Origin of the sequence: Paraburkholderia caribensis (assembly GCF_002902945.1) — a bacterium.
GTDB classification, from domain to species: Bacteria; Pseudomonadota; Gammaproteobacteria; order Burkholderiales; family Burkholderiaceae; genus Paraburkholderia; species Paraburkholderia caribensis.
The window spans coordinates 1,531,383-1,543,218 of sequence record NZ_CP026103.1 but is presented as its reverse complement, the minus strand read 5'-3'; the positions used below and the strand labels follow the sequence as shown (position 1 = coordinate 1,543,218).

Annotated in this window: 13 protein-coding genes; 7 read left to right on the top strand and 6 right to left on the bottom strand. The window is 62.2% G+C overall.

Going from position 1 to position 11,836, the window contains the following annotated elements; all coding sequences use genetic code 11:
* The first annotated feature begins 6 nt into the window (after positions 1-6).
* From C2L66_RS36550 to C2L66_RS36535, 4 genes are all read left to right on the top strand, one after another.
* Positions 7-690: a GntR family transcriptional regulator gene (locus tag C2L66_RS36550; protein ID WP_208459769.1), complete on the top strand. Its 684-nt coding sequence runs from the start codon at positions 7-9 to the stop codon at positions 688-690.
* A 77-nt stretch (positions 691-767) separates the two neighbouring features.
* Entirely contained in the window at positions 768-1,607 is an 840-nt protein-coding gene (locus C2L66_RS36545; RefSeq protein ID WP_060608867.1) for an urea carboxylase-associated family protein, read from the top strand.
* A gap of 108 nt (positions 1,608-1,715) precedes the next feature.
* A complete protein-coding gene (locus C2L66_RS36540; protein ID WP_060608864.1) occupies positions 1,716-2,273 on the top strand; it encodes a carboxymuconolactone decarboxylase family protein in 558 nt (185 codons plus the stop codon).
* 38 nt (positions 2,274-2,311) lie between these two features.
* Complete coding sequence (locus tag C2L66_RS36535) at positions 2,312-3,157, top strand: helix-turn-helix domain-containing protein (protein ID WP_060608861.1); 846 nt, start codon at positions 2,312-2,314, stop codon at positions 3,155-3,157.
* Positions 3,158-3,226: 69 nt separating this feature from the next.
* Here C2L66_RS36535 and C2L66_RS36530 read toward each other — a convergent pair whose 3' ends face one another.
* From C2L66_RS36530 to C2L66_RS36520, 3 genes are all read right to left on the bottom strand, one after another.
* A complete protein-coding gene (locus tag C2L66_RS36530; RefSeq protein WP_060608859.1) occupies positions 3,227-4,108 on the bottom strand; it encodes an NmrA family NAD(P)-binding protein in 882 nt (293 codons plus the stop codon).
* A 126-nt stretch (positions 4,109-4,234) separates the two neighbouring features.
* Positions 4,235-4,807 carry a TetR/AcrR family transcriptional regulator gene (locus tag C2L66_RS36525; RefSeq protein ID WP_060608856.1) on the bottom strand — a complete coding sequence of 191 codons (573 nt, stop codon included), beginning with the start codon at positions 4,805-4,807 and terminating at the stop codon, positions 4,235-4,237.
* Positions 4,808-5,064: 257 nt separating this feature from the next.
* Entirely contained in the window at positions 5,065-5,565 is a 501-nt protein-coding gene (locus C2L66_RS36520; protein WP_322789562.1) for an HD domain-containing protein, read from the bottom strand.
* A 90-nt stretch (positions 5,566-5,655) separates the two neighbouring features.
* Between C2L66_RS36520 and C2L66_RS36515 the strand changes: the two genes are divergently transcribed.
* Positions 5,656-6,675 carry a GlxA family transcriptional regulator gene (locus tag C2L66_RS36515; RefSeq protein WP_060610533.1) on the top strand — a complete coding sequence of 340 codons (1,020 nt, stop codon included), beginning with the start codon at positions 5,656-5,658 and terminating at the stop codon, positions 6,673-6,675.
* A 174-nt stretch (positions 6,676-6,849) separates the two neighbouring features.
* Here C2L66_RS36515 and C2L66_RS36510 read toward each other — a convergent pair whose 3' ends face one another.
* Positions 6,850-7,530, bottom strand: coding sequence for a glycoside hydrolase family 19 protein (locus C2L66_RS36510; RefSeq protein ID WP_054931041.1), 681 nt, complete (start codon positions 7,528-7,530; stop codon positions 6,850-6,852).
* Between the two features lie 394 nt (positions 7,531-7,924).
* On the opposite strand from C2L66_RS36510, the gene C2L66_RS36500 reads away from it, so the two are divergent.
* The gene (locus C2L66_RS36500) at positions 7,925-9,286 is read left to right on the top strand and encodes a hypothetical protein (protein ID WP_060608854.1); all 1,362 of its coding nucleotides are present in this window, start codon (positions 7,925-7,927) and stop codon (positions 9,284-9,286) included.
* A 411-nt stretch (positions 9,287-9,697) separates the two neighbouring features.
* A complete protein-coding gene (locus C2L66_RS36490) occupies positions 9,698-10,066 on the top strand; it encodes a hypothetical protein (RefSeq protein ID WP_224100789.1) in 369 nt (122 codons plus the stop codon).
* Between the two features lie 63 nt (positions 10,067-10,129).
* Here the strand turns inward: C2L66_RS36490 and C2L66_RS36485 are convergent, their stop codons facing one another.
* A complete protein-coding gene (locus C2L66_RS36485; protein WP_060610530.1) occupies positions 10,130-11,209 on the bottom strand; it encodes a LacI family DNA-binding transcriptional regulator in 1,080 nt (359 codons plus the stop codon).
* Positions 11,210-11,311: 102 nt separating this feature from the next.
* Positions 11,312-11,764 (bottom strand): MaoC family dehydratase, encoded by a 453-nt coding sequence (locus C2L66_RS36480; RefSeq protein WP_035993333.1) that lies wholly within the window; start codon positions 11,762-11,764, stop codon positions 11,312-11,314.
* Positions 11,765-11,836 lie beyond the last annotated feature (72 nt).

Genomic DNA, 11,836 nt, shown 5'->3' with positions numbered 1-11,836 from the left:
TTACGAATGACAACAGTACGTACGTCCGTTAAATCCGCGCCCGCGCCAGCGGCCGCGGAGACCGATCAGTCCGTGACGGACCGCATCCTGACAACGATCCGCGACGACATCATCGAGGGCAAACTGTTGCCCGGCACGGCGCTCGTCGAAAACGATCTGACGCAATTGCACGACGTGTCGCGCAACACGCTGCGCGAAGCATTGCGCCTGCTGTGCCGCGAGGGCCTTGCGGTGCATTACCGGCACCGCGGCGTGATCGTGCGCACACTCACGCGCCACGACGTGCGCGATATCTACCGCGTGCGGCGCACGCTGGAGTTGCAGGCGCTGACGCGCGAGGAACCCATCGATGCAGACGATCTCGCGTTGATGCGCGAAGCGATCCGCTGCGCGCAGGACGCCGTCGAACGTGAAGACTGGCGCGCAGTCGGCACGTATAGCCTGCTGTTTCACCGGCATATCGTGCGCTTGCTGCACAGCGCCTTGTTCGACGCGTTCTTCACGACGATTCTCGCGCAACTGCGGCTGGTGTTTGGGTCCGCACCGGACGAAAGGCGCTTTCAGAAGCCGTGGGTCGCGAAAGACCAGCGCATTTTCGTGCTGATCGAGCGCGGCCACCTCGACAAGGCGCAAGCAGCGCTCGCCGAATATCTGTCGGAGTCCGAGCACGCAATGCTCGACTATTTGTGACCTGTCTCGCGGCCGCGCGTCTCGAACGGCGCCACGAGAGCGTGGACACGCCGGCCGCCTCATCAAGGAGCGATCTCATGTTGAATTACCCTGCCGCCTATCAATCGACCAAGGGCTCCGCGCTCGAAGCCGACAAGGCATTCTATCGACGCATTGCTGCAGAGCATGACGGACGCGAACTGATCGAATCGATCGTGATTCCGATCCGATCGGGACAGGCGTGGACGGTGCCTGCGGGGCATGTCTTCCGTATCGTGACGATCGAAGGGCCGCAGGTGGCGGACCTCAACATGTGGAACCTGCACAATCCGCGCGAACGGATGTGGGCGTCGCGCACGCGTCAGTTGCAGGCAGCGCACGTCAGCACGTTCGACCGTCTCTGGTCGACGCTGCCGTTTCTGCGTCCGATGGTGACGATCACCGACGACAGTCTCGCTGATTACGGCATCGACGAACATGGCGGTCGCGTGCACGATCTGCTTGGCACGCGCTGTGACCCGTACGTGAACCGCATGCTGACGGGTGAAGATTTTCACTTTCATTGCCATTCGAATCTCACGCGCGCAGTTGCGCCGTATGGTCTGACCGAGTACGACGTACACGACGTGCTCAATGTTTTTCAATGCACAGGTCTGAATCTCGACGACAAGTACTTCATGAAGGCATGTCCGGCAAAGAAGGGCGATTATCTGGAGTTCTTCGCCGAGATCGATCTGCTTTGCGCGCTGTCGACGTGTCCCGGCGGCGATCTTTCTCTGCCGATGTGGGGACCGGACGCGCGTGATCCGCTGGAGGTGTGCCGGCCGCTTGGTGTGGAAATCTATCGGCTTGCGCCAGATCTGCTCGAAGGGTGGTCGACGCCCTCTGTGGCCGCGTACAAAGGGCAGCACGGACTGACGCTGGGCGGCCAGGGATAATCGGCCGCGCGTTGATTACATGCGATGTAATTGGCGCGCAGCAGCGGGACGCCTACTCTGTGGCTGTCGCGTCACCAGTCCGGTGGCGCTCGCAACCAAGGAGATATCATGTCCCGCTATCCCGTTCACACGCTCGAATCCGCTCCGCTGCAATCGAAGCCCGTGCTTCAGCAACTGCAACAGGCGTTCGGCGCGATCCCGAACATCGCCGCGAAGATGGCTGCGTCGCCGGTGCTGATCAACGGATTCATCGGGCTGTTCGAGCGAGTGCATGCGAGCAGTCTGACCGAGCCGCAGATTCAGACATTGCTGCTGACCAACGCAGTGACGAACGCCAGCGAGTGGCCCGTCGCGTTTCACACGGCGCTCGCATTGAAGCAAGGCGTATCGTCCGCCGATGTCGATGCGATCCGGCGCGGTGCCCTGCCAGCGGACGCCCAACTGGCCGCGCTTTCGACGCTGGCGCGCACGTTGATAGAACAGCGCGGCCGTCTTTCCGACGCAGACCAGCAGCGATTTTTCGACGCCGGATTCAACGCCGGACAACTACTCGAGGTCATCGCGGTGGTTGCCGCGTCGACCATCACGAACTACACGAGCAGCGTGACACGGCCGGAACTCGAAGCGCCGTTCGAAGAATTTGTCTGGCGTGCAGCCAGCGTGTGAGTCCGTTATAGTGACCCGCTTCGATCGGAGGAAGTCCGATGAATGTCAGCAGCCGCGATTCAAAGGCGTCGTCGGGAGAACTCGGCAACCTGCTCCGTTATTGGCGCGGCGTGCGTGGCGTGAGTCAGCTCGATCTGTCGCTCGAAGCGGGCATTTCGCAGCGTCAGATCAGCTTTATCGAAAGCGGGCGCAGTGTGCCGGGCCGGGAGACGCTGCTCACTCTCGCGCAGGCGCTCGACATACCGTTACGCGAGCGCAATGCATTGCTGCTCGCCGCGGGTTACGCACCTGTGTATTCGGAGGCGCCGTGGAATGCGCAGGAAATGCACGGTGTGGTTCGTGCGCTTGAGCGGGTCGTTCGCCAGCATGAACCCTTTCCCGCCATCGTCATGGACCGGCACTGGAACGTCCTGATGACCAACGACGCCGCGCCGCGCTTTTTCAACTGCTTCATCGACATGGCCGCGCGCAAAGGCCCGCGCAACATGCTGCATCTGATGTTCGATCCGCAGGGAATGCGACCGTTCGTCGACGATTGGGACAGCGTTGCGCGAAGCCTGCTGCAGCGGGTGTACCGGGAATCGGTGGGCCGTGTGATAGACGGCGACACCGCGCATCTGCTCGACGAACTGCTCGCCTATCCCGATGCACCGCGCGACTGGAAGACGGGACAGGCATCCTCTGCCGCGCCTGCCATGCCCGTCATTCCCATCGGGTTCGTCAGCGGCGGGGACGTGCTTCGTTACTTTTCAATGGTCACGAGCGTGGGTGCGCCGCAAAGCATCACGGCGCAGGAACTACGCCTCGAATGCATGTTTCCCGTCGATGACGCGACTGAAGCGCGTCACCACCAGCTTCTAGAAGCGAGCGCAACGCATCGATGACGACTGCGTGAGCCAATGCGTTTGCGCAGAACGCGGCTCGACAGTACGAGCCGCATCCTCCGTCACGGGTTACTGCTCGAAAACGTGGCGGTGCGCTTTCACGAAGTCGCTGACAGTTTGGGGCGCCTGCCCAGTGATCTCGCCAATCACACCGTCCTCGCCCGAAAAAATACCGTTCTGGTAATCGATGGCGATGGCAAGAAAGTGCTGGATCATGAACTCCGGCAAGTCGTATTTCTCGAGATGCTCGCGGTACTGTTCGATCGTCGACGGGTTGTATGTGATCTCGCGACCCAGAACCTTGCCGATTTCATTGGCGATTTCCTGCTGGTTCATCTCGACCGGTCCAAGCAGCGGATAGGTCTTGCCGATGTGCGCCGACGGGTTCGTGAGCACGGCCGCGATCAGCCGGGCCTGGTCTTCCCCGGAAATCGGCGCGTGACGTCCGTTGCCATACGGCAGCGTGATTTTGCCTTCCTGCACGATCTGATCGCGCACCCACGGGAAGACGAGCCATTCGGAGAAGAACGTCGGGCGAATGTGCACGGCGGGCACGCCTGACCAGTCGATCACGCGTTCCGCGATCCAGTGATCGCGCGCGGCATGACTCTTCGAATCTTCCCGCGCGGAAATCTGCGACATCTCCACGATCACCTCGACACCCGCGCGGCGCGCTGCATCCGCGAAATAAGCGGTCGCCTGGATAAAGCCCGGACGCACGGGATAGCACAGATAGGCGCCCGTCACGCCTTCCATGGCACGTATCACGTCGTCATGTTCGAGAAGATCGCCAACGACGATTTCAGCGCCCTGATTGCGCAGCGCCTCGCTGCGTTCGTCTTCGCGGTGTACGAAGGCGCGTACGGCATGCCCGTCATTCAGAAGATGACGAATGGTGTGGACGCCCGTTTTGCCGGTCGCGCCAGTAATGAGGTATTTGCGTTGCTTCATGATGAACTCTCCAATCTAACGGTTTGAACACTCATCGAGAGTGCAGGGGATGCTTCAGAATCTTTGAAGTGCATATACACATTTTGATGCGTGCGCTTAACGATCGGCTCCAACGACCTGTATCGCTTACATTGCTTCGAGGTGTTGCCTGACGTCCTGGAGGATCGCCGCCGCTGCGTCGGGGTCGTCTGTGATGCGGGCCATCGTGATCGCGCCGATCATTGCCGACAGCGCAAAGACGGCCTCCGACCTTGCCGCCTCGCGTCGCCGCCGTCCGCTTCGTTTTGCCAGGACCTCGACGAGATCGGCAAATCCGCGCGACGCGACCGCGCGAGTCTGTTCGTCCGCACGCGCCAGCTCGCTGCCCATCGCGGCGAGAGGACAGCCGTCCGCGGGCGCGTCCCGATGCGACGACGACACATACGCGTCAACGATGGCTTTGAAACCTGCCTTGCCTTCGCATCCGCTCGCCGCTGCTTCGAGTTTTCCGATGATCGCCGCCAGTCCCGATTCGCAGGCTTGGGCGACCAGTTCATCTTTCGATTCGAAATGCCGGTAAAACCCGCCATGCGACAGTCCCGCCTCGGACATCAGGGCGGCAAGTCCGGTTGCCTGAATGCCGTCGGTTCTGAATTTCCGGCTGGCGACTTCGACGATCCGCCGACGTGTGTCAGCCGATTCTTCTCTGGACTTCCGCATGATTTGCTGCACTCCGCGATTCGATGATTTGGATGATAGTCATCATCTAAATAAGAGTCAACGAATCTTTGCTGCAACACTGCGTTTCAGCTTTCGAACGGCGCGTGATCGATCAGGTCGCAGACGTTCGCGCAGTCGAAACCATGTACGTGCCGACGCCCGATATCGACCAGGCCCGTACCGGGCGCCGTGTGGGGCTTCTTCCTGACAACCTCCGCCAGCGCTTCGGCAAAGGCCGCCTTGAAGCCGGCGCGCGGCTACAGCGTCAGCACATCGTCGACGAACGACGGCGTGATTTCATCCAGCCGCAGTCCGAAGACGTCCACATGAGCGCCCATGTAGACCAGGGCGATTTCCGGCTGCTTGCGCTCGGCGATGCCTGCGCTGGAATGCAGCGCGATCGCGTCCCACACGAGTTCGGCCTTTTGTTCCGGGTAGCCGTTCGACGTCAGGAACAGGCTGGCGGCTTCGGCGCTGTCGACCTCGAAGCGCTGATCGGCGGCGAATGCGCTTGTGAGGCCAAGATCGTGAAGCAGGGATGCAAGGTAGACGGCTTCACGGTCGTATTTCAAACCGCGGGTTCTACCGAGGAATTCGGCGAACCACCACGTTCGGTGCACATGGTTCAGCAGCGCGCCCGAGTGAACGCGTTCGACGAGCGAGCTTGCCTGACGGGTGAAGCTGGAATCGGGCGGGCTGATTCCTCCGATGGTAACGATGGTGCTCATGTGGCCTCCGCCAATGTCGAGTTTGGCCATCGAGTGTATAAACGTGTCATGTGTCGTACATGACTGTTTTTGGACGATTCGTGCCAAAATGGATGCGACGTGTTCTCACAGGACCTGCAGATGAAGAAAGCATCCCGTCCGCTGTCGGGTTCGACGCAAAGGCGCGTTGTGATACTCGGTTTGCCGCCTGTCGACGCGCTCGACGTAATCGGTCCTGCCGAAGTGTTCGCATCAGCAAACCAGTTGCACGCAGGCGGGCCGGCTCCGTATCTACTGGAACTGGTTTGCGCGGGTCCCGATGTTCATCTGGCAAGCGAAACAGGTATCGGACTCAAGGGCCACCGGACGCTCGAAACAGAGCGTCGCGCAAACCGGCCAATCGACACATTGATCGTGACGACCGGCTTTAATTCGGTCGATCGCTTCGACAAGACAGCCATAGGCTGGATCCGCAAGCGTGCGGGCAGTGCGCGTCGCGTGTGCTCGATTTGCGTCGGCGCATTTGCGCTGGCGGAAGCGGGGCTGCTGGACGGTCGCAGGGCGACGACGCATTGGCGGAGGACGCAGCACCTTGCCGAGCGTTATCCGGACGTGCAGGTCGACCCCGATCCGATCTGGGTCAAGGACGGCAACCTGTACACGTCGGCGGGAGTATCGGCGGGAATCGATCTCGCACTGGCTCTGGTCGGTGAGGACCTGGGCAATGACGCGGCGTTGGAGATCGCCAGAAACCTGGTGCTGTTTCTGCGGCGTCCCGGCGGGCAGGCGCAGTTTAGCGTCGCCCTTCAATCGCAGCGCGTATCGGGCTCGAGCATCGACGATCTGTGCCTGTGGATCAGTGAGCATCTGCACACGGACCTCACGACCGACATGCTGGCGGACCGGGCATCGACGAGCGTGAGAACCCTCATCCGCATGTTCCAGCGTGAATTGAAGACGACGCCCGCGAAGTACGTCGAAGATATGCGGCTCGAAGCCATTCGGCGGGCGCTCGAACTCGGTGAGCGATCGATAGAAGAGATAGCGCGCCGGTGCGGCTACGGCAGCGGCGAGGTGCTGAGAAAGGCTTTCACGCGGCGGATGGGGGTGAGTCCGAGAGAGTACGCACGACGCTTCACGCCGGATACGGGACTGCCCTGATGCAGTGTCGCCATCCTGCCTGCAAGGGCGACACGGCCGGCGTGACGGCTACTGAATCAGCGAAATCTGCAATCACTTCAAATACGGCCACCGCGTGTTCAACGTCGGCGACGGCGAGTTCACTCATGCCCATGCGTCGGCATGATCATGAGACTCGCCGCCGTCTTCAGGGCCTTACGCGACGGCTGTGCCGCCGGCTCCAGCAGCAGGCGATACATTGAGCGCGTTGTTCGCGAGCTGGAACGCTTCCAGCCGGCCCGTCTCGCCCGCGTGCGCCGGATTGATCTGCGCCGTGATCGCGGTGAACTTGTTAGCGTCGGCGAGTTCGTTGCAGCCGTGCGATTGCCAGTACCACGCGGACACCAGCGCCGCGGTGGCGGGGTCGTTGCGCACGAGGTCCGGATTGCCGGCGAGATCGGCGCCGATCGCCTGACCGGCGCGGGCGAAGTTGTCCTTGAACGTCAACTGGATCAGGCCCGAGCCGCGATACTTCCAGCCGTCGCCCGTCGCGGCGGGGCCATTGCCGTAGCGGCCGCCATAGACGAGGTTGGCGATCTGCTGCTGGCGCTGGGGCGGCACGCGCGCCTCGCCGGGTTGACGCCCAAGGCTCGCGCATTGTGCGGCCGTCAGCGAGCGGAACGTCGCCCGCAGGCCTTCCACCGAGTAATTGAAGTTTTCCGCTACAGGTGGAGGCGGAAAGCGGCCGCTTTCAAACGCGACTTGTGCCAGAAAGGCGGCCCTGCGCGGGGGCGTGTTGATCTGGAAGCGGTCCATCGCGGCTTGCAGGGCGCCGAGCCACAGCGCGGCATTCGCCTGGGTGCTGCCCGTCGCAGCCATGAACGTGATTGAGTCCATGTGGTACTCCATATCGAGAGAGATCGGATCAGGGTTGCACCGCACGCATGGCGCGAATGCGAACGGATGCGACAGGGCCGGTGGAGTGATGAGGCTGTTTTAGTGAAGAGGCCGATGAAGAGCAGGATCGGGCGAGAGGCCGGCACGATGCATGGATGCACCGCTGACCATTCCGCGCGCGAGGCGGGTCTTGTCTTGGGTTTTAGCAGGTATTTTCCCGCGCGCCAGCTGGGTAGGGCGGCGAATGTGGTCTTCGACACATTCGCTCGCATCTGATTGCAGGCGATGCACCTTTGAGTCCCGGCGAATGTGCCAGGATGAAATGTTGTATCGCTGAGTAACGAGCAAACCGTTGCACAGAGCAGTTTGTCGTGAGCAATCGAGGAGACGCACCATGTCCACCACGACCTTAGCCGTACCGGTATCGGGCACCTCCCGCAAACCCAGCCCCCTCACCGAAAGCCACCTCACCGGCCCGCGTCGCGCGATCATGCTGAGTGTGGGCCTCCTCGCGATCAACCTCGCGGGCGCGGCATTCATCCATTACGTCGTGAAGGCGGAGGCCGCATCGTTCGAACTCGCCGTCACGCTCGCGGCATTCACGACGATCATGGTCGGCGCGCCGCTCATCGTCTTTCTGAGCCTGATCTGGTTCACGCGCTATCGCGAGTTTCAAAACAGCCTGAAGGGCAGTGCCCTTTCGGCGTATCTGCAGCGCTTCTGGTCGCAGCGGCTCATCTACGCGCTGGAGGATGCCGGCGCGCTGCCGTGCTCGCCGCCCGAGCCGCGCCCTGCGGCGGGACACTGGCAGCGCGTGGCTGACGAGCGGCTCGACATCTGCGAGCGCCTGTTCGCGCGCGTCTACCACGAGCAGTACGGCCTCGTGCCCTTCGTGCCCGCCGTGTTCATCCTGCTGGCCATCGTCTACGCGGCGGCGGGACTGGTCGGCACGAGCTTTTTCGACGTGAGGCCATGCGCGACGAGCGAATCTTCCGGCTGCATCTATGGCATCAGCCAGCGCGTGCTGATGGCGTCGTTCGCGGGCTCGTTCATGTTCGTCGTGAGCGATTCCGTGCTCTCTATCCGCCGCAAGTCGCTCAACGTCGCCGATGTCTACTGGTACGCGCTGCGCCTCTTTCTCGCGATTCCGCTCGCGCTCGTCATCAACAATGCGACGCAGTCCGACGGCGCGCGCGCGGCGATGGCCTTCGCGCTCGGCACCTTTCCCGTCGATGCGCTGCTCAAACTGATCCGCCGCTTCGGCTTTCCGCAGATCACCGAAGCCGACAAGACGGAGAATGCGCCCGACCGGCTCATCACGCTCGAAGGCGTGACGTTGCCGATCGTCGCGACCTTCGAGGCGGAAGGCATCAACTCCGTCGAGCAGGTGGCAGCCGTCGACCCCGTGCTGCTGTCGATCCGCACGGGCATGCCGTTTCGCTACATGCTGCGCCTTGGCTCGCAGGCGATCGTGCGGCGCCATTTCGGCGATGCGGCGACGAAGCTGGTGCCCGTCGGGCTGGCGGACGTCGTGCCCGTCTATCTGCTGGTGAAGGCGCTGGATTCGACGGCATCGAAAGATCTGCCGTGCATCGTGCATCCCGACATCGTGTTGAAGGATGCCGCGCAACGGCTCTTTCCCGATACCGCCGACGAACAGCGCATGGCCGTGATCGACATGAAGTTCCGCCAGATTGCCGCGGAGGAATATACGCTGATGCTTGCCCGCATCACGCCGCTTGATCCGTCGCTGTGATTGCGTGTCGTCTGTGTTTCGCGGCAACTACAGGGCTGCAACTACTGGGCGGCAACTACTGCGCGGGGAAGAGCGCTTGCACGCGCGACTTGCGAGGGTGGGCGAGCGGGGCCGCCGCCCGTCTGTCGGACGATGCGGACGTGCGTGCCGCCCACGTCGGCACGATTTGCCGTCATTTGACGGATTCGCAGGTGCGCTGCCATATCGCCTGCGCATTGCGGATTGCAGCCGACAGCAGGCGTTCATCGACGCACTGGTTCTGGCGTGCCGGGCCACGCAGCACGGCTGTCATTTTTGCCTAAGTTTTAGCGCCCAGACTTCGTGCCATGTGCGTGATCCTTGAAACGCACCGCCTACTTCCAGAGGACGACGATGAAACACCCATTGGTCACGGGTTTGATAGCAATAAGCATGAGCGTTCTGATCGCCGGATGTGCCTCGCCCGTCGAACGCGCTAACGAGAAAAACGACCTGCTGTCGGCGGCGGGCTTCCATATCGTCCCCGTGACGACGGACGCGCAGCGCTTGCAACTGCAGACCTTGCCGCCCAATCGCGTCGTGCAGAAGTTCAAGGACGGCAAGCCGGTCTTTCTCTACGCCGACCCATACGTGTGCGGCTGCCTGTATGTCGGCGACGAAACGGCGTGGGACAACTACAAGCGCGAACAGCTCCAGCAACAGTTCATCGATCAGGAACGGATGAATGCGGAGATGAATGAGAATGCGGCGTGGAACTGGAGCATGTGGCGTCCGGGTCCCGGGCCGGGCTGGTGGTATTGACTGGCCGGCTGCGTCGGGCCCGCGTCAGCGGCGGCGACCTTGCCGCCTGCCTCCAGCGCCCGTTCAGTCAGAACGCGGCCGTGCACAAGACTGCCGCACGATCAAGGTCGCCTCACACTCGATGCTCCGCGTATCGCTCTCGCCATTGAGTTGTGCGATCAGCAGTTCCGCCGTGCGCCTGCCGATCTCCGCACTCGGAACGCGCACGGTCGTGATCGGAATCGGCAGTTCGGCCATCACTTCAAAGTCGTCGAAGCCGATCAGGCTGAGATGGCCAGGCACATCGTAGCCGGCCGCCATTGCTTCCAGCATCGCGCCCGTGGCGAACGATCCGTTGCCGCATACGATCGCTGTCGGCGCTTCGATCGGCGCGGCCATGATCTGCCTGAACAGCCGCCGTCCTTCCTGAACGCCCCAGAAACCTTCGGCCATATGCGCGGGATGAATCGCGATGCCGTGCTCGGCCAGCGCCACGCGCACGCCTTCGCGACGCGCGGCGGCGCGGTCATTGGTGTTGGCGTTTTGCGCGATCATCGCGATGCGCCGATGGCCGAGGCCGAGCAGATAGTTCGTCGCGTCGTAAAACGCGCGATAGTTGTCCACGCCGACGCAGATCGAGCGTTGCTTCGCGGCGAAAGTGAAGGTGCTGACGCACGGCACGTTGCGCTGGTCGAGCAGCGTATAGAGATCGGGGTGGTGGCCTTCGCCGACTACTGCGATCGCGTCGACACCGCGCTCCAGCATCTTGCGAACCTGCCGGTATTCGCGCTGCAGGTCGTATTCGGAGCAGCCGAGCAGCAACGTATAGCCCTTTTCTTCCAGTTCGTCCTGCAGGACCTGAATGGCCGTGGCGAAATGCTCGTTGGCAAGGGTTGGCACGACGGCGCCGATCGTGCCCGTTCGCTGCGTCGCGAGTGCGCGCGCGGCGGCATGCGGCACCCAGCCGAGATGATCGATGGCGATCTGTATCCGCTCGCGCACGCTCGGCGACACGATCTCCGGCGAGTTGATGAAGCGTGACACCGTGGCCTTCGACACGCACGCCAGTTCCGCGACTTCACGCAGCGTTGCAGCGCCCGGCCGGACCGAAACGGATGGCTCGGCGGGCGGGTCGTGTCGAGTGGGGCGCGCAGCCTTTGCCATATGGTTTGCCTTGGCGTTTGCCTTAGAGTTTTCCGCTGCAATTATAACGGCGGCTTCCTTGGGCAAACGCATCGGCGCGGCCGCGCGCACCGCAGGTCGCGCTTACTTCGATGAAAGCTTCTTTGCCCACTTCATGATGTGACGCCCCGCCGCGACGACTTCGCCGCGCTGGTTCACGACCTCCATGTCCGCGGTGCTGCGGCGCTTCTCCTCGTCGATCTCGGCGACCCGGTAGATCACCGTGACCGTATCGCCCAACAGCACGGGACGAATGAAACGGATGCGGTCGTATCCCGCCGATACCGGGAATTCCTCGAGATCGTTGCGATGGATCACATGCGCAATGCTGATCGTCGACGCCGTCGACATGTAGCCGACCAGCAGCGCGCCATGCGCGATGCGCGTGCCGATCGACGACTTCTCCTGCATGTACTGCTCGTTGATGTGGGTGTCGCTGAAGTCGCCCGTCAGCCCCGCGAACAGCGTCACATCGGTTTCGCCCACCGTTTTGGCGAACCTGAATTCCTGTCCGATCTCCACGCCCTTGATAGCCATGCTCAAAGCTCCTGAAAAGTGGCGGTCTTGCCGTTCACGCCGTTTCGTCAACGTTTTCGACCTCTCGTGAAA